At 30.8% G+C, this 18,522-nt stretch carries 15 protein-coding genes and 1 pseudogene; 9 read left to right on the forward strand and 7 right to left on the reverse strand.

Going from position 1 to position 18,522, the window contains the following annotated elements; genetic code table 11:
* The 4 genes from ACIQ11_RS02995 to ACIQ11_RS03010 all read right to left on the reverse strand — a co-directional run.
* Window positions 1–639: N-acetylglucosamine kinase (locus tag ACIQ11_RS02995; protein WP_396152671.1), on the reverse strand; the 639-nt coding region annotated here is incomplete at its 3' end.
* A gap of 74 nt (window positions 640–713) precedes the next feature.
* On the reverse strand, window positions 714–1,724 hold the full coding sequence (gene gap / locus ACIQ11_RS03000) for a type I glyceraldehyde-3-phosphate dehydrogenase (protein WP_291241896.1): 1,011 nt from the start codon (window positions 1,722–1,724) through the stop codon (window positions 714–716).
* 109 nt (window positions 1,725–1,833) lie between these two features.
* Entirely contained in the window at window positions 1,834–2,820 is a 987-nt protein-coding gene (gene pfkA / locus ACIQ11_RS03005; RefSeq protein ID WP_396152673.1) for a 6-phosphofructokinase, read from the reverse strand.
* Between the two features lie 135 nt (window positions 2,821–2,955).
* On the reverse strand, window positions 2,956–7,422 hold the full coding sequence (locus ACIQ11_RS03010; protein WP_396152675.1) for a translocation/assembly module TamB domain-containing protein: 4,467 nt from the start codon (window positions 7,420–7,422) through the stop codon (window positions 2,956–2,958).
* Window positions 7,423–7,568: 146 nt separating this feature from the next.
* Between ACIQ11_RS03010 and tsaD the strand changes: the two genes are divergently transcribed.
* The 8 genes from tsaD (at window position 7,569) to ACIQ11_RS03050 (ending at window position 14,264) form a co-directional block, all read left to right on the forward strand.
* Window positions 7,569–8,603, forward strand: coding sequence for a tRNA (adenosine(37)-N6)-threonylcarbamoyltransferase complex transferase subunit TsaD (gene tsaD / locus ACIQ11_RS03015; protein ID WP_396152677.1), 1,035 nt, complete (start codon window positions 7,569–7,571; stop codon window positions 8,601–8,603).
* Between the two features lie 6 nt (window positions 8,604–8,609).
* Window positions 8,610–9,314, forward strand: a complete 705-nt coding sequence (locus tag ACIQ11_RS03020) for a 16S rRNA (uracil(1498)-N(3))-methyltransferase (RefSeq protein ID WP_396152679.1) — start codon at window positions 8,610–8,612, stop codon at window positions 9,312–9,314.
* Complete coding sequence (locus ACIQ11_RS03025; RefSeq protein WP_396152681.1) at window positions 9,307–9,948, forward strand: DUF4159 domain-containing protein; 642 nt, start codon at window positions 9,307–9,309, stop codon at window positions 9,946–9,948. The genes ACIQ11_RS03020 and ACIQ11_RS03025 overlap by 8 nt, the downstream gene beginning before the upstream one ends.
* A gap of 70 nt (window positions 9,949–10,018) precedes the next feature.
* Complete coding sequence (locus ACIQ11_RS03030; protein ID WP_396152683.1) at window positions 10,019–10,972, forward strand: isopenicillin N synthase family dioxygenase; 954 nt, start codon at window positions 10,019–10,021, stop codon at window positions 10,970–10,972.
* A 59-nt stretch (window positions 10,973–11,031) separates the two neighbouring features.
* Window positions 11,032–11,364: a translation initiation factor gene (locus ACIQ11_RS03035; protein ID WP_396152685.1), complete on the forward strand. Its 333-nt coding sequence runs from the start codon at window positions 11,032–11,034 to the stop codon at window positions 11,362–11,364.
* Window positions 11,365–11,452: 88 nt separating this feature from the next.
* A complete protein-coding gene (locus tag ACIQ11_RS03040; protein ID WP_396152687.1) occupies window positions 11,453–12,319 on the forward strand; it encodes a nucleoside phosphorylase in 867 nt (288 codons plus the stop codon).
* Between the two features lie 44 nt (window positions 12,320–12,363).
* Window positions 12,364–13,215: a substrate-binding domain-containing protein gene (locus ACIQ11_RS03045; RefSeq protein ID WP_396152689.1), complete on the forward strand. Its 852-nt coding sequence runs from the start codon at window positions 12,364–12,366 to the stop codon at window positions 13,213–13,215.
* Between the two features lie 80 nt (window positions 13,216–13,295).
* A complete protein-coding gene (locus ACIQ11_RS03050; RefSeq protein ID WP_396152691.1) occupies window positions 13,296–14,264 on the forward strand; it encodes a transglutaminase in 969 nt (322 codons plus the stop codon).
* Here ACIQ11_RS03050 and ung read toward each other — a convergent pair.
* Complete coding sequence (ung, locus tag ACIQ11_RS03055; RefSeq protein ID WP_396152693.1) at window positions 14,236–14,907, reverse strand: uracil-DNA glycosylase; 672 nt, start codon at window positions 14,905–14,907, stop codon at window positions 14,236–14,238. The two genes, ACIQ11_RS03050 and ung, sit on opposite strands and share 29 nt — an antisense overlap.
* A 66-nt stretch (window positions 14,908–14,973) precedes the next feature.
* On the opposite strand from ung, the pseudogene ACIQ11_RS03060 reads away from it, so the two are divergent.
* Window positions 14,974–17,072 (forward strand): annotated as a pseudogene (locus ACIQ11_RS03060) (DNA mismatch repair protein MutS).
* 60 nt (window positions 17,073–17,132) lie between these two features.
* Here the strand turns inward: ACIQ11_RS03060 and ACIQ11_RS03065 are convergent.
* Window positions 17,133–17,798: a DUF2461 domain-containing protein gene (locus ACIQ11_RS03065; protein WP_396152695.1), complete on the reverse strand. Its 666-nt coding sequence runs from the start codon at window positions 17,796–17,798 to the stop codon at window positions 17,133–17,135.
* 16 nt (window positions 17,799–17,814) lie between these two features.
* Window positions 17,815–18,522 (reverse strand): amino acid permease C-terminal domain-containing protein (locus tag ACIQ11_RS03070; protein WP_396152698.1); only part of this gene is annotated, 708 nt, incomplete at its 5' end.

Raw genomic sequence — 18,522 nt, forward strand, 5'->3', positions numbered from 1 at the left:
CTGACAAAATTCGGTATTTTTATGCTTAATTAAAAATTTAGCATAGGTAGCCAAATACGCATTAGGATTTGGTTTTTTATATAAATTTTCTTTAACTGCATCTGGTTCTACATCGAATTCTTTTTCAAATTCTGTAGCCAAATTCGCAGGCATTTTATTAAAATAATAGCCGCGTAATAAATGACGACCAAAACGGTTTCCACTACAATCATCCATTGCAATATAGCCTAAAGATTGCACTTTTTGATGTAAAATATGTCCGTCGAAATAACTACAATTTGAACCTGTACCTAAAATACAAACAATTGCTTCTTGATTTTTAGGAGTTGTAGCAAAAACTGCCGCATAGGTATCTTCGTATACATTAACAGAAGCATTTTTAAAATAATCTTTAAATACGTCAGTTAAGAAGTTTTTCATACGATCTGTTCCACATCCTGCACCGTAAAAAAACAAATGAGCTGCTTTATCTTTATTATGAGAAATATCAAATTTATCATCCAAACGAGCAATTATTTCTTCTTTTGTTAGCACTTCAGGATTTAATCCTAATGATTGTGTGGTAAATAATACCTTCCCGTTAGTGTCTATGGCAATCCAATCTGCTTTAGTGGAACCACTATCTACAAGTAATTTCATTTTTTAGAATATAGAGTATAGAAAATAGAGTATAGAAAATAGATTTTTTTATTCTATTTTCTATACTCAAGTATTTATTTTATAGCATTGATATGTACTGCTAAATCGATTAATTTAGAAGAATATCCGTATTCGTTATCGTACCAAGAAACCAATTTAAAGAAAGTTGAATTTAAACCAATTCCTGCATTTGCATCTACGATTGAAGTACGTGTATCTGATACGAAATCTTGAGAAACTACTAAATCTTCGGTGTATCCTAAAATACCTTTCATTGACGTTTCTGAAGCGTGTTTCAATACACTCATAATTTCTGCGTATGTAGTCTCTTTCGCTAATTTTACAGTCAAATCTACTACAGAAACATCAACAGTTGGTACACGCATAGACATACCTGTTAATTTTCCATTTAAATCTGGAATTACTTGTCCTACTGCTTTTGCTGCACCTGTTGAAGATGGAATAATATTTACTGAAGCCGCGCGACCACCACGCCAATCTTTTCTTGATGGACCGTCTGCTACCATTTGAGTAGAAGTAGATGCGTGAACTGTTGTCATTAACCCTTCTACAATTCCGAAATTATCGTGAATTACTTTTGCTAAAGGCGCTAAACAGTTAGTTGTACACGATGCATTAGAAACTACAGTATCTGCAGCTGTTGCTTTTTCGTGGTTTACTCCCATTACAAACATTGGTGCGTCTGCTGAAGGTGCTGAAATAATTACTTTTTTGGCACCACCTACAATATGAGCATTTGCTGTTTCTTTAGTTGTGAAAAAACCAGTACATTCAGCTACTACATCCGCATTAATACCCGCTTCATCCCATTTAATTTGAGCTGGATCTCTTTCTGCAGTTACACGAATGTATTTATCGTTAACGTATAATTTTCCGTCTTTAACTTCTACTTTTCCAGCAAAACGTCCGTGTACTGAATCGTATTTTAATAAATACGCCAAATGATCTACGTCTAATAAATCGTTAATGGCTACAACTTCTACATTGTCTCTGTTGTATGTTTCTCTAAAAACAATTCTACCAATTCTTCCAAATCCGTTAATTCCTAATTTTACTGTTGACATAATTTTTAAATATTTGATTCCTTTAGAATCGTTTTGTTAATTGAGTTGAAAAGCACTCTTTACTTTTACTTTTGCCTTTTTACTTTTGCCTTTTTACTTTTGCCTTTTATTATGAAGATACTATATCTGAAACTTTTACAAGTTCTAAATCAACTTCACTTTGTCCTTTAATGGCTTGTTCTAATGGTGTTAAGCAAATTTTATCGTATTGCAATCCCACCATATAATTTGATTTACCTTCTAATAAACTTTCTACTGCTTTTACTCCTAATCGAGAAGCTAAAACCCTATCAAAACAAGTTGGTGAACCGCCTCGCTGCATATGACCCAGTACCGAAACACGTACATCATATTCTGGCATATTTTCTTCAACGTAATCTTTAAGTTCAAAAACGTTTTTACCTATTTTATCCCCTTCAGAAACAACTACTATACTTGATGTTTTTCCTGATTCTTTACTTTTTTTCAAAGAATCTACCAATCGGTCTAAACCAAAAGCTTCTTCTGGAATTAAAATTTCCTCTGCTCCTGCTCCAATTCCTGCGTTTAACGCAATATGTCCTGCATCTCTTCCCATTACTTCTACGAAGAATAAACGGTTATGAGAATTGGCTGTATCTCTAATTTTATCAATTGCTTCCACAACGGTATTCAAAGCCGTATCATATCCTAAAGTATGACTGGTTCCAAAAATATCATTATCTATAGTACCTGGAATTCCGATTACAGAAAAACCAAATTCTTCATTAAAAATTTCTGCACCTGTAAACGAACCATCACCACCAATAACTACTAATGAATCTATTCCACTTGCCTTTAAATTATCGTGAGCAATTTTTCGTCCTTCTGGAGTCATAAAATCTTTTGAACGTGCGGTTTTTAATATAGTTCCACCTTTATTAATGATGTTTTTTACATCACGAGGTCCCATAGGTTTAAAATCGCCTTCAATCATACCTTGATAACCACGGTATATTCCAACACACTCAATATTATAATAAGCACAAGCACGAACTACGGCTCTGATAGCTGCATTCATACCTGGCGAATCGCCACCTGAAGTTAAAACTCCAATTTTTTTAATTGCTGTTGACATATTTAATACTATATTATTTGTAAAATTAGTAAAGGAAATTACATATTATGCTAAAAAAAGACATATTTTTTGTCATAATGTTATTTTCAAACGTTTTCGTTAATAAATTTCTAAAAATTAACAAAAAAACTTGATTTAATGCACATCATTAATATCTGGAACACGATTCTTTGGATCGACTTTTTTCTCTTCTTTAATTTGTCGTTTTCGAGTTTCATCAATAAGTCTAAGGAACTCTATATTTATTTCAGAATCATCCGATTCGTTAATAGGTTTGTTTACGTTATCTTTTACGTTTTGAGATTTAAATAACTTGTGTAGTAATTCTTTAAAATCGTCAAAATCTACACGATACGACAATCCTAAACCTTGTGTATAGCCAATATTTTGTCCGATTGTATTCGAATTTAAATCGTTTTCTCTATTAAATACGTGTGCGGTTAACGTACCATCTGTGTTCAAACGCATTTCAACTTCTACATTTCCTACGACATATGATTGATTGATACCACCCACTGGAACACCAACGTTTCCATTAATGCTAATTCTATCATTAATTTGAGTCGTTAAAGTAACAAGCGCTCTGTCTGAAATTTCTTGTTGTCGGTTTCCAATTTGATAATTTACACCCAATTGTAATTTATTTTCTCCGTCTGATAAAACATCTCCAAATATACTACTGGCTTTTTCAAATAAAGAACCAAAGTAATTGGTGTTATTTACAGCAAAAAACTCACCTGTACCTAATAACACAAAAGCTTGTTGTTTTTTAAAATCTTTATCTTGTAATCTATAATCCAAATCACTTTTTAAAACTGAACTTACATTTGGGAAATTGATATTAAAATCGGATTGGGGTGCGTTTAATTCTCCAGTAATTAAAATACTAACTTCTGTTGGAATTTTTTTATTAAAAGCAACATTATCTAATAATACATTTGGATTTGCTTGTGTTGCATAAACCGCTTCTAAATTTAACTTCGCACCCAATGGATCGCCTTCCCAATTTATTGTTCCTCCGTTTTTTACAGTGAATTTTTTATTAATTAAACTCCCATATCTAAATAAATATTCTCCTTTGTTGACGATAAAGTCACCCGTCATTTGAAATTTACCTAAGGTATTGATATTCATAAACATCGATCCATTACCCGTTCCTTTCATAGAATGCCCAGTCTCACGATTTAAAATTACTTCAATTTCTGCATTTGGTGTAATGGCGAAATTAAAATTCAAATCGATTCCTCTGTAGGTTTTGGTAGGTTGTTTTATGGTGTTTTTTGTGCCAAATTTCTCTTCTTTTGTAGTAAAATGAACCAAACCATTATCGCTAACACTTTCTGAATCGTTTACTGGAATTTTAATTGATGTTCCTTTTGCACTTTCCCCTTCTGCATTGATAACTAATGCCTCTACAGGACCTTCGATTGTCGCAAAACCGTCAAAATATGCTTTTCCAAAATAATAGGCGTCGTCAGCATCTTTTGTATCTAAAACCAAAAGCTTATCCGATGCTATTTTTAAATCCATTTCCCAATTTCCAAACTTTTCGTGAAAAATGGTTCCGCTTAATATTCCTTTGGTCTTCTCGTTTACATCGATAATATCAATATCTCTAAAAATAAATTTTTCTTGTGTTAAATCGATTTTTGAATTTTTATCGAAATCGTAATCTACATTTAAATATGGTACACGTAAACCTGCATTATTTAAATATAAAACACCATCTACATCTGGATTATCAATTGAACCAACAATATTGGTTTTACCAGAAGCCATACCTCGTACATTGTCTAAAATACCTGTTAAAAAGCCACCAATAGGTTTAATATTAAAGTTTTCAAAAACAGCCTCTAAATTTAAAACCGTCTGATTATTAACTATGTCTACTGTTCCTGTTGTTGAAAATGTTACTTCATCTTGATGAACAATCGATGCATCAACATTAAATGTTTTGAAATTTTCATCACCAAAGACTTTTAATTTCAGATTTCCTAAATCGTCATTATTTAATTGTAAACCGTCAATAGTTAAATCTGTAGATGGTTCATATACTAAATTATCTTGTTTGTATTTTAAGTTTCCATTTAGTTTCCCACCGAGACTTAAATTTTTGATATCAGGTGTGATTTTGGAAATATCTACATCATTAAACGTGAAATTAAAATCTTTGTATGTATTTCCATTCATTACTCCATTAAAATCAATAAACTGATCATTATGAGATAAAGTCAATTGATTGAAATTGAAGTTTTTAAATTGTTTATCAAAAATTATCGTATTTCCAGCAGTTTCTTTTTCATTAATATACCATTGGAAGTTTTTGAATGTAATATCTGATTTTTTAAAACCTACAATCGATTGCTTGTCTTTATTAATGGTATGAAATAAATTTAAATCGAATTTATCTTCGCCTTTATCACCGCCTTTAAATTCAGTTCTGGCAAATAAGGTATCGTTCAGGGTTAAATTTATTAAACTAAATTCGGATATTTTATAGTTTTTAGTATTTAAACTATCTAATTCAATATAGGTGTTATAAAGTGGGTTTTTGTTGTCAATATCGATTTTAATACCATTAAATTTATTTTCAAAAGCATTGACAAATAGAGAATTAAAGTCAAATTGAAACAAACCTGCATCGGCATTAATTTTTCCTTTAAAGTGAGTATTTTCTGCAATAGAAACATCAGGATACAATACTTCCAACACTTTATTATAAACTGTAAAATCGAAATCTAAAAATTGATTTTTCGATAATTTATGTGGCGAATAATTCGCATACAAACTACCAACAGCATTTTCAAGTATTTTTTTAATTTGTTTGGTTTGATATTTACCAACTACTTGCCCTTCAATAATATCATCAGAATGAAAGGAAACTGTTCTTATGTTTTGATTATCGAATGAAGATGTTACGGATGCAGCATCAAAATAATATTTATTTTTTGGATTGATATAAGAAATATCATTCAAACTAAGTGTTCCGGCTAAGTCATCTAACGAATTTCCTTGCGCTTGCATAACAATAGAACCAGCTAAAACAGAAGTAGCATCTTTTGTGTATAGGTTGATTTTTTTAAGATTGGCGTATTCAATTTCTATATCAAAATCATACACTTTTTTCTTTTTACTTAAATCAACTAAACCATCAAAAGTAAGCAATAAATTAGGGTCTTTACTATGAAAATGTCCTTTAAAATAAGGCATCTTCATCGTACCATTGATATCAATATTTTTATATGTATAGCCATTATATTTAAACTGACTTACATTTCCTTTTAGTTTGGTATTCAAATATTTTTTAGAAAATCCTGATCCATCGACATCAACATTAACAGAAGTACGACCTAAGTCTTTTTCCTCTAAAAATATACCTAAATCAAAATTATCTAACTGAAACTTCCCTAAATAGGTGGCACTGTCAATGGTATCTATTTTATCCATTTTAAAATCGCCCATAGCACGACCTATTTTGGAAAACAAATCTACATCTGCAATAATCCATTTTTCGGTAAGCTCAACTTTCCCTTTCAATTCAACTTTACCCAGTTTTTGTAATTGTTTGGGTAAATTTTTTCCTAAAAGATTTGGTAAAAGCTTACTAACACTTGCTTGGCTGGCTGATAATCTGTCGAAACTTCCTTTCAAGTAAAATTTCTGCTCGCCTTTACCAAAAATATTTTTAAGTTGAAGATTTCCAACTACTTCATTATCATTTAAATCATTGAATTTCAAGTTATTAAATTTCAAATCATTTAACGTTCCTAAAATATGAGAATCGATATAAAATTTCTGATTTTTACCAAATTCAGGATAGAAGAAATTTAAGTCGTTACTCGAAATTTTACCTTCTTTAATATCTAAATCGAAAATTACTTTGTTATTGAAATCTTTAAAATCTTTTCTGTCGTAACGTAATTCTGTTTTTCCTTTAAAAGAAGAGTTTTCGGTTTCTAAAATTAATTCGTTTAATAAAATATTCTTTTTGGTATAGGTGAAATCTGAAGTTAAATTTCTCATTATCAATCCCCTATGGTCTTTAAATGACATTTTATACACATAGGCAAAAACATTTGCACCTTTTACATAAAAATCGTCTAATTGTCCATTTAAATTAGAAAAATCTAAAACTTTAGGCGTTTTTAAATTTTCATCAATATACCTAAATCGACTATTTTGCAAGGAAATAGAATTTATTTTTAATCTGAATTTTCCAGTAGAAGGTTTCGGAGGATTATCATCAAAAGCAGCTACAAACTTATCTAAATTGGTGTCTTTTTCTCCTTTATATTGAATTATTTTCAGGTTTAATTCATCGGCTTGTAAGTCGCCCAAATAAGGATGCCCTTTTTCATATAATTTTTTATAGCTTAAAATGGAAGTATGAATTCGGTTAAAATGAAAAAGCGTATCGTTATGATGGTCCTTAGCCAAAACTCCCTTCAGTTTAACACCTCCAAACGGATTAATAGCCACTTTTTCAATAGTAATAGAAACACCAAAATCTTTTTTCAGCTGATCAGTAGCATATGCCCCTAATTTTGTTTGCACAACAGGTAATGCTAATAGTATAGCTACTAAAAGCACAAAAAGTACCATTCCAATTAAGGAACGAACCGCTATTTTTTTTACTGATTTAATATTTTATTTATTTAATTTTGCAAAACAAATCTATTTTTATTTGCTAATAGCAACAAAAATAAGCAATTTTGTAAGACTTATACAATACTTTTATACCAAAATTCATGCCTAAAATAACAAATTCGAAAAATATATACACTTTAGCTATTGAAAGCTCTTGCGATGATACCTCTGCGGCTGTTTTGTGCAATGACAAAGTGTTATCTAATATTGTGGCAGGACAAAAGGTTCACGAAGAATATGGCGGTGTAGTACCTGAATTAGCATCAAGAGCGCATCAGCAAAATATTGTTCCAGTTGTGGAAATGGCAATTAAAAAAGCTGGAATTACAAAAGAAAATTTAAATTGCATTGCTTTTACTCAAGGTCCTGGTTTAATGGGTTCGCTTTTAGTTGGAGGAAGTTTTGCTAAATCGTTAAGTCTTGGTTTAAATATTCCTTTAGTGGCAATTAACCATATGAAAGCACATATTTTAGCGCATTTTATTGATGAAGAAGGCTACGAAAAACCAAGTTTTCCTTTTATTGCCTTGACTATTTCTGGAGGTCATACACAAATTGTAAAAGTTTCCAGTTTTTTTGAAATGGAAATTATAGGCGAAACTACAGATGATGCGGTTGGTGAAGCATTTGATAAAAGTGCTAAAATCTTAGGCCTTCCCTATCCTGGCGGACCTTTGATAGATAAGTATGCACAATTAGGCAATCCGAAAGCCTTTGTTTTTACCAAGCCAAAAGTATCAGGTTTGGATTTTAGTTTTAGTGGTTTAAAAACGCAAATTTTATATTTTATTCAGAAAAAATTAGCAGAAAACGAACATTTTATCACTGAAAATTTAAATGATATTTGCGCCTCTATACAACATACTATCATCGAAATTTTGATGGATAAGTTAAAATTAGCTGTATCAGAAACTGGTATTACACAAATTACTATTGGTGGTGGGGTTTCGGCAAATTCAGGTATAAGAAATACGTTAAAAGAAGCGGAATCAAAATACGGTTGGAAAACATATATTCCAAAATTTGAATACACAACAGACAACGCTGCAATGATTGGAATTGTAGGTTATTATAACTTTTTAGAAGAAAATTTCAGCACAGCTGACGTCGTTTCTAAAGCAAGAATTGAATTTTAAAAAATTATGCAATTATTCTATAATTCCGATATAAAATCCGGCGATAAAACGTTTACTTTTGATAAAGAAGAAAGCAAACATATAATTAAAGTTTTGCGCAAACAAGAAGGTCATAAAATACATATTACTAACGGATTAGGATATTTATTTGTATCTGAAATAATTTTAGGTTTAGAAAAAAAATGTGAAGTAAAAATTGTAGAAGAATCCTTTTTTAAACCTACCACTTTTTATACACATATTGCTATAGCTCCAACCAAAATGCACGACAGAATGGAATGGTTTTTAGAAAAAGCTACAGAGATTGGCATTCACGAAATAACACCTATTATTTGCGAACATTCTGAACGAAAAATATTCAAAACAGACAGAGCAGAAAAAATAATTCAAGCGGCTACAAAACAATCTAATCAGTATTATTTACCAAAAATAAACGAGGCAATTACTTTATCTGAATTTCTTAAAAAAGATTATTCAGGTCAAAAATTTATAGCACATTGCGAAGAAACCGATAAAAAATCTTTTGCTAAAGAAATTGAAAAAAATAATCCTATCACTATTTTAATTGGACCCGAAGGTGATTTTTCTACAAAAGAAATCAAAATGGCTATTGAAAACGAATTTATTCCTGTAACTTTGGGAAACACAAGATTAAGAACGGAAACTGCGGCTTTAGTAGCTTGTCATACAATTGTAATTCAAAATGAATAAATTTATAACTTTAGGGATTTTACTAGTTTGGAACTTGGGATTTTCTCAAGATATTGCCGTTTTAAAATATTCTGGCGGTGGCGATTGGTATGCAAATCCCACTTCTTTGCCTAATTTAGTGAAATTTTGCAATCAAAATATTAAAACAAAATTAAACCCTAAAGTCAATTCCGTTGATGTCGGAAGTGCTGAATTGTTTTTGTATCCATTTGTTCATATGACTGGACACGGAAACGTGGTTTTTAGTAATAACGACATTCAAAATCTTCAAAATTATTTAAATTCAGGCGGTTTTTTACATATAGATGATAACTATGGAATGGACGAGTACATAAGAAAAGAAATTAAAAAACTCTTCCCAAATACTGCTTTAGTTGAAATTCCCAAAACACATGCTATTTTCCAAACACCTTATCCATTTCCAAATGGATTACCAAAAATTCATGAACACGATAACAAGCAACCTCAAGCATACGGTATTTTTATTGAAAACAGATTAGCGGTTTTATACACTTTTGAATGTGATTTAGGTGACGGATGGGAAAATCAAGAAGTACACAACGACCCTATAAACGTTAGAGAAAAAGCCCTAAAAATGGGAGCAAATATCTTGAATTATGTTTTTTCTAACTAATTTTTTTTATCTTTGTTAGAGTAAGAATTCCAGCCGGTAAATGAGTTGGAAAAACAAATAATTTTTTATCATGCAAAAAATTCCAAGTGTAGACTTACGTGATTTCCTGTCGGAAGATCCGGCACGTAAACAAAAATTTGTAAATGAAATCGGAAAAGCCTACGAAGAGATTGGTTTCGTAGCTTTAAAAGGTCATTTTTTAGATGACAATTTAGTTGAAAATCTGTATAGTGAAGTCAGAAATTTCTTCAGTTTACCTGTTGAAGCAAAAGAAAAATATGAAATTCCCGGTATAGGCGGCCAAAGAGGTTATGTATCGTTTGGAAAAGAACATGCTAAAGGACGTTCTGCGGGTGACTTAAAAGAATTTTGGCACTTTGGTCAATATGTAGATTCGAATTCAAAATACGCTAACGAATATCCTGAAAATGTAATAGTTTCTGAATTGCCAAATTTTAATAGCACTGGAAAAGAAGCCTATCAAATGTTAGAAAAAACAGGAATCTATGTACTTCGTGCTTTGGCGTTATTTATTGGATTGGATGAATTTTATTTTGATGTTTACATTTCTGAAGGTAATAGCATATTAAGACCAATACATTATCCCCCAATTACCGATGAACCTAAAGATGGTGCTGTACGTGCGGCTGCGCATGGAGACATAAACCTAATTACTTTATTAATGGGTGCTCAAGGAAAAGGACTTCAGGTTCAAAACCACGATGGGCAATGGATTGATGCTATGGCACAACCTGATGAATTAATGATAAATGTTGGAGATATGTTATCGCGTCATACCAATAACCGATTAAAATCCACGATTCATCAAGTGGTAAACCCACCAAGAGAATTATGGGGAACATCACGTTATTCTATTCCTTTTTTCATGCATCCGGTAAGTGATATGAAATTAGATTGTTTACCAGAATGTATCGATGAAAAAAATCCAAAACTATATGAAAATATTACTGCAGGCGAATTTTTGCACGAACGTTTGGTAGAATTAGGATTAATAAAAAAATAGAAAAATCAGTTTTAATTAACGCTTCGCTATTGCGATTCGGTTTAATCTGCTTACAAAAAATGGATTTACAAGACCAACTAAAAAACCTATTTCCAGACCATATTCCTTCAAATGAACCTGAAGAAACAGAGGTTATCCCACATAAATTGTATGTTCAAAAAGAACCTATGATTTGTAAATATGAAAAACGAAAAGGAAAAGCTACTACTATTATTGAAGGTTACGAAGGAACGGACGAAGATTTTAAAGTTCTTGCCAAAGAAATCAAAACAAAATTAAGTGTGGGTGGAAGTTTTAAAGACGGCGCTATTATCCTTCAAGGCGATTACAGAGATAAAATAATGAAAATGCTTCAAGACAAAGGCTTTAAAACCAAACGTGTTGGCGGATAGTTTTTTTTGTATACTGAAAGTTGTAAAATGTATATTGTAACTACATTTTCAAAATTATTATACAGTATAGAATTTACAATTTAGAAAAATGATAAAATCATCAGAATTAATATTAAATCCTGACGGAAGTGTATATCACTTAAATTTGAAACCAGAACATATTGCTTCTGATATTATTTTTGTTGGCGATCCAGAACGTGTATCAAAAATTACGAAACACTTTGAAACTGTCGAATTTTCAACTCAGAAAAGAGAATTTAAAACAGAAACTGGAATTTATAAAGGCAAACGTATTTCGGTTCAGTCAACTGGAATAGGTCCCGACAATATTGATATAGTCATGAATGAACTTGACGCGTTAGTCAATATCGATTTAAACACCAGAGAACTTAAACCAAATCATACAGCTTTAAACATTGTTCGAATTGGAACTTCTGGCTCATTACAAGCTGATATACCTGTGGATAGTTGGGTAATGAGTAAATACGCAATAGGTCTGGACAATATGCTTCGCTCCTATTTAATTGAAGAACATTCTGATTCGGAATTAGAAGATGCGTTTATTTCACACACCAATTGGGATACAAGAAAAGGTAGACCAACAGTGGTATCTTGTAATGAAACCTTAGAGAACAAAATCTATTCAGAAAAATTTTATAAAGGATTCACAGGAACTGCTGGCGGATTTTACGGACCTCAAGGTCGTGTTGTTCGATTAAATATTCAGGATCCTGAATTAAATCACAAAATGGATACTTTTAATTATAACGGAACACGCATGACGAATTTAGAAATGGAAACGTCTGCTATTTATGGTTTAGGTAAATTATTAGGTCATAATTGTTTGTCGTTAAATGCAATTATTGCAAACAGAGCAGTAGGCGAATTTAGTTTGAATCCAGAAAAAACGGTAAATGAGTTGATTGCTTATACATTGGATAAATTGGTAGGATAAAGCCGCAAAAAAAATCCCATCACCCAAAACCTTATACCTAAAATATGAAAGAAGTCAAAATAGCAGGCGTACCCGAACATTTCAACTTGCCTTGGCATATGTGCATTGAAAATGGCGAATTCAATGAAGCTGGAATCGATTTGCAATGGACAGACGTGCCTGAGGGGACTGGAAAAATGTGCCAAATGCTTCGTGATAATGAAACCGATATTGCCATTATTTTAACAGAAGGAATTATTAAAGATCTAACTGAAAATCCGCACAGTTCTATTGTGCAAGTTTTCGTGAAATCACCCTTAATATGGGGAATTCACGTAGATGGAAAAGCCAAATACAATTCGGTTTCAGATTTAGAACATAAAATTTCAGCTATAAGCCGATTGGGTTCTGGTTCACATTTAATGAGTTTTGTAAATGCAGAAAAAAACAACTGGAACATTAGTGCTATTCCATTTGAAATCGTAAATAATTTAGACGGAGCAATTGCAAGTCTTTCTGAAGGAAAATCAGATTATTTTATGTGGGAAAAATACACCACAAAACCTTTAGTAGATAATGGAACTTTTAAACGTGTGGGAGAATGTCCTACACCTTGGCCTTGTTTTGTAATTGCTGTTAGAAATGAATTTTTAGCCGAAAACAAATCTGTCATGGCTTTAATTTTAGAAATAATAAACGCTACAACTGAAGAATTCAAATACATTCCAAGCATCGATAGAACACTGGCTTCAAGATATGGGCAAAAAGTTGAAGACATTCAACAATGGTTAAGTCATACTCAATGGAGTCAGAAAAATTTAGATGAAAAAACAGTTCAAATCGTTCAAAACCAACTTTTTGAGTTGAATATTATTTCTAAAAAAGTCGATTTTAACCAGATAGTCAAAAACATATAAAAAACAAATCAAATTATATTGTTGCTTCAATTTTAACTACTTTTGAATTCTAAATAATAAGGAATTCTCTATTTCTAAAAATGGCATTTTTTTTAACCTCTTTTTTTGATAAAATATCAGCTTGGCTTATCGCAAATAAGCTCAGAGAAAATGTCTTGTTTTTAATTTTATCTTTTTTAATCAGCACCCCTGTTTTTATTTATTTCAGAAAAAATATATATTATTTTGATGCTGAAATACCTTATGATAAAATCATAGTTTTTATACTGTTTTTACTTTTATTTTTATTGATTTTAAAATGGTTAAGAAAAAAAGTTTTATATTCAATATTCATTTACATAATAACATTCGTAATTGCTTCCATACAAGGTAACTATTCTCTTTTTCAAGTAATTACTGCTTATAAAATTATATTTTTAAGCGATGAAATGCAGAAAGAAGAAACCTTTTTAGAACAAAAGACCTTAAAACCTTTCCCAAATAAAAGTAGTGTTTTTAAGAGTGTAGATTTTGCCAATTCAAAAGTTAGAAATTTTGCTTTATTTGCCATAAATACACATTTTACCAAAACCCCAAATTATGCCGTTAACAGGAAGTTAATACAATATTTTGCAGTTTTTAAAGAAATAAATTCACGTTGGAATTATGTAAATGACCCAAAAGGACAAGAATATTTTGCAAGTGGTAGCGAAAGTTTATTATATTTTTCAGGTGATTGTGATGACCACGCTATTTTAATGTGCGCCGCAATAAAATCTATTGGAGGTAGTATGCGATTAATTCATACAGGAAGACATATGTACCCTGAAATCTTATTAGGGACCGAAAAAGAATTGGAAATTGCTATGTATCTAATTAGTAATGAATTATTTAAAGACATTTCTAAAGGAAGAACGATTTATTTTCATCGTGATGAAAAAGGAAAAATTTGGCTAAATTTAGATTATACAGCACATTATCCTGGAGGTCCCTTTTTAGGTGAAGAAGTTTTAAGTATTTTAGATTTACAACAACCTAACACTACCATTCAATCGGCATTTTTTCAATAGATTTTAAATACGTATTGGTTTGACTAAAATGTTTATTTCCAAACCAAAACCCTCTATTTGCACTTAATGGCGATGGATGTCCGCATTCCAACACAAGGTGTTTTTCTCTGTTAATTTTAGTTCCTTTTTTTTGAGCAAAACTTCCCCAAAGTAAAAAAACAATATTATTACAATTATCTGATATATAATTAATTACATTATCTGTAAAAATATTCCACTTTAAGTGTTTATGACTGTTAGCAACATCTTTTTTCACAGTTAAACTGGCGTTTAAAAGTAAAATTCCTTGTTGTGCCCAACGCTCTAAATTTCCGTTTGTTGGAAAAAATATAGAATCGAAATCAGAATTAATTTCAGCAAAGATATTCTTTAATGAAGGTGGAATTTTAATACCATCATTTACCGAAAAACATAAGCCATTTGCTTCGCCATCTCCGTGATATGGATCTTGCCCAATAATAACAACTTTTAAATCATTCAAATTACATTTATCAAATGCATTAAAAATTAAATCTTTTGGTGGAAAACAAATAGAACTATCATATTCATATTCAATTTCTTGCATTAGTTTTATAAAATATTCTTTTTGAATTTCATCATTGAAAAATGATTTCCAAGATAAATCAATATTGTTATAGAGCATATTTATAGTTTTTACAAATATAAAACTTTATCTTTTGTAACTTTGCAATCATCATAGAATTTCAAAATGATTTCAATAACCGAAAAAACGCTAAAAGATTTAGAGTTTCATACCATTTTACAAACCATTTCTGACCGTTGCAATACAGAAATTGGAATGGAAAAAGCGCTTCAGATTCAGCCATTTAAAAGTAAAGAAATTTTATTTGCAGAATTAGCGTACACTAATGAATATGTTGCTTCTTTTAGTAATAACAATGCCTTGCCAAATCACGGTTTTGAAACGGTTACTGCTGATTTGAAATTATTAGCTATTGAAGATAGTTTCTTAGAGTTAGTAGCCATTAAAAAAATATTAGATTTAAGTAAATCTACCAACGAGTATTTAAAATTTTTAAAGAAATTTTCAGATTATTATCCAGAATTATATAAAAAATCTACCCAAATTGAGTTTACGCCTTATATTTCGAAATCAATTGAAGAAATTGTAAATAAATTTGGAGAAATTAAAGATGATGCGTCGCCCGATTTAGTAAATATCAGACGAAGCATTAATGTGGTACGTGGAAAAATAAATCAAAGTTTTGGAATGGCCTTATCGCACTTCAATTCATTAGGCTATTTAGATGATATAAAGGAAACTGTTGTTGATAACCGAAGGGTTTTGGCGGTTCAAGCGATGTATCGAAAAAAAGTAAAAGGTTCTATTTTAGGGAATTCAAAGACTGGAAGTATTGCCTATATTGAACCAGAAACTACGTTAAAATATTCTCGAGAATTAAATGTTTTAGAGTTTGAAGAGCGTGAAGAAATTATGCGGATTTTACGTATGCTTTCCGCTACCATTCGTCCATATGCGGCTTTAATTTCTCAGTATCAGGAATTTCTTTCTGATATGGATGTGATTGCTGCAAAAGCAAAATATGCCAACAGAATTAACGGAATACTTCCCAAAATAAATGAAGAAAAGCGCTTGTTTTTTAGAGAAGCCTTCCATCCTATTTTGCTTTTAAATAATAAAGCTGAAAACAAACCCACGTTTCCTCAAACCATTGAATTAGAAAGTACGAATAGAATTATTGTAATTTCTGGTCCTAATGCCGGTGGAAAAACCATTTCATTAAAAACTATTGGTTTACTGCAATTGATGTTACAATGCGGTATGCTAATTCCTGTTCACGAGCGAAGTGAAACGTTTTTATTTGATAGAATTTTAACGGATATTGGGGACAACCAATCTATTGAAAATCATTTGAGTACATACAGTTATCGTTTGAAGAATATGAACTATTTCTTAAAAAAATGTAACGATAAAACCTTATTTTTAATAGACGAATTTGGTACAGGTTCTGATCCAGAATTGGGAGGTGCTTTGGCAGAAATTTTCTTAGAAGAATTTTACGATAGAGAAGCGTACGGTATTATTACTACGCATTACACCAATTTAAAAATATTAGCCAGCGAATTGCCTTTTGCAAGCAATGCCAATATGTTATTTGATGAAAAATCACTGGAACCTATGTATAAATTACATTTAGGACAGCCAGGAAGTTCGTTTACGTTTGAAGTAGCGCAGAAAAATGGGATTCCGTACGGATTAATTAATCGAGCCAAAAAGAAAATTGAAAATACAAAAGTACGATTTGAGAAGAAAGCAAGGCACGTGAAGAAAGTAAAAAAATGGAGACCATAAATACTAAAATTCAAGATAAATTAGAACGTTATCAGGAATTGTACGATGCCAATCAGCGTTTGATTTATATGGGACAAAAAATTGATGATATTGCCGAAAAATACTTCAATAATAAAGATAAAAAGACATTAATTGGCGAATTTTTAAAAGTAGTTGAAATTGAAAATTCGAAACGAAAAAAACTTTCTGCCAAAGAGAAAAAAACAAAGGAAGTTGTTGTAAAACAAGTGATTGCTGAAGTAAACGTTAAGGTAGAAGAAATCCGAACTGAGAAAAAAGAAAAGAAAATAAAGGCCAAATTGGTTCCTGAAAAGCCTGTCGTTATTTTAAAAGTTGGCGATAGAGTTCGTATGAAAGATGGAAAAGCCATAGGAACCATTGAGAAAATCGAGAAAAATAAAGTTTCAATAAACTATGGCGTTTTTATGTCGAAAGCCAATTTAGACGACTTGGAATACGTTCAACCAAGTTAATGAGGCAATTTGATAATTCGTCAATGTGCCAATATTTGAATTAATTTTCCTAAAGGTAAATTAATAAAGACTCTCACCATTTAAATCAGTAGTTAACACATCGCTCATATAATTGAAAAAAGGTCGCATCGCTGCAAAAGTGGCGATTACTTCTTCTTTAAAATTTGATGACATCACTTCTTTGTTTGAAAATTTTCTGGTTAGTAAATATTGTTTTTTTCTAATTAAATCGATATCTGGATGTGTTTTATCAAAATTTTTTGGAGCGGTTTTTAATTCTTCACCTTCCAAAGTTCCAAACATTTTTTTGAAAGTTGCATCTGCGATAATTTCTCTTAAATCAGAAGCGTCTAGTTCTAATTCTTTTCTAATTCGTAATAAATCTTCGTTATTTGGCTCCCAAAATCCACCACCTACAAAACTTGCTTCGTTTTCAATATGCAAATACATTCCACCTCGAAGCATTGGTTTAGTTCTGGAAAATCCTACAGAAAAATGATTTTTATATGGTAGTTTGTTTTTTGAAAAACGCACATCTCTATAAATTCTAAAAACTTGCATTTTCTCTAAACTATCTATCTTTTCTAAATCGGTAAAGACTTCTGTAAAAAAAGCTTTTGCTAAATTATTTTCTGTTTCAAAGCGTTTTTTATTTTCGGTGAACCAATCGCGATTGTTGTTTTTAGCAAGTAACTCTAAAAATTCAAAAGTTGATTTTGTTAGCATAAGTTGGCGTTATAAATTAAATTGAATCGTTTAGTTTACTGTTTTTGTAACTGAAAGCAAAATAAATTACCAATCCGATAACCAGCCAAACGCCAAACCACATCCAATTAGAAACGGCCATTCCTGTTAATAAATAACAACAAGAAATCAACCCTAATAATGGAATTAATGATAGGTTTTTAGTGATAGATAAAACTGTCATTATTATACAAACAATAAAGAAGATCCAAAAGGGTAAATTTGATAAAAACAATTTGTAACCTAAGAGATATTTTTGAGATTCTAAAATTGGTAAACCTTCTACAACTTTTATATAATTAACTTTTCCTTCTTCTAAATTTTTATTCAAAATAACTTCGATTTCTGCTTTTTCTTTTAAATTCAAATAAGCTAATACTTGTTTTGTTTCAATCTTATCTAAAGATTCGACAATTCTTGTTGGACTACTAACCTGTTTTTTATTTGTAACAAAATCAATAGTTTCTTTATTAAAATTGAAAACTGCAACTGATAAAGAGGCTAAAACTAATACTGGAAAAATAAACTTAGAATTTACATAAGGAATTCTGAATTTTCCTTTAGTTTCACGTTCTGCGATTTCGGCTTCACTTTGTGGAGAAAGCATTAAAACGCCACCACAAACTAATACGAACGCAAATAAAGTTCCAATACTTGTAAAATCTAATACAAAATTTTCGTCAGTAAAAAAGATTGGAATTCCTAC

The organism is Flavobacterium sp., assembly GCF_044361065.1.
Lineage (GTDB): Bacteria > Bacteroidota > Bacteroidia > Flavobacteriales > Flavobacteriaceae > Flavobacterium.

Bases quoted from the DNA above. Each gene is read 5' to 3' on its own strand.
- gap (WP_291241896.1), bottom strand. From the start codon at position 1,724: ATGTCAACAGTAAAATTAGGAATTAACGGATTTGGAAGAATTGGTAGA.
- pfkA (WP_396152673.1), bottom strand. From the start codon at position 2,820: ATGTCAACAGCAATTAAAAAAATTGGAGTTTTAACTTCAGGTGGCGAT.
- ACIQ11_RS03010 (WP_396152675.1), bottom strand. From the start codon at position 7,422: ATGGTACTTTTTGTGCTTTTAGTAGCTATACTATTAGCATTACCTGTT.
- tsaD (WP_396152677.1), top strand. From the start codon at position 7,569: ATGCCTAAAATAACAAATTCGAAAAATATATACACTTTAGCTATTGAA.
- ACIQ11_RS03020 (WP_396152679.1), top strand. From the start codon at position 8,610: ATGCAATTATTCTATAATTCCGATATAAAATCCGGCGATAAAACGTTT.
- ACIQ11_RS03025 (WP_396152681.1), top strand. From the start codon at position 9,307: ATGAATAAATTTATAACTTTAGGGATTTTACTAGTTTGGAACTTGGGA.
- ACIQ11_RS03030 (WP_396152683.1), top strand. From the start codon at position 10,019: ATGCAAAAAATTCCAAGTGTAGACTTACGTGATTTCCTGTCGGAAGAT.
- ACIQ11_RS03035 (WP_396152685.1), top strand. From the start codon at position 11,032: ATGGATTTACAAGACCAACTAAAAAACCTATTTCCAGACCATATTCCT.
- ACIQ11_RS03040 (WP_396152687.1), top strand. From the start codon at position 11,453: ATGATAAAATCATCAGAATTAATATTAAATCCTGACGGAAGTGTATAT.
- ACIQ11_RS03045 (WP_396152689.1), top strand. From the start codon at position 12,364: ATGAAAGAAGTCAAAATAGCAGGCGTACCCGAACATTTCAACTTGCCT.
- ACIQ11_RS03050 (WP_396152691.1), top strand. From the start codon at position 13,296: ATGGCATTTTTTTTAACCTCTTTTTTTGATAAAATATCAGCTTGGCTT.
- ung (WP_396152693.1), bottom strand. From the start codon at position 14,907: ATGCTCTATAACAATATTGATTTATCTTGGAAATCATTTTTCAATGAT.
- ACIQ11_RS03065 (WP_396152695.1), bottom strand. From the start codon at position 17,798: ATGCTAACAAAATCAACTTTTGAATTTTTAGAGTTACTTGCTAAAAAC.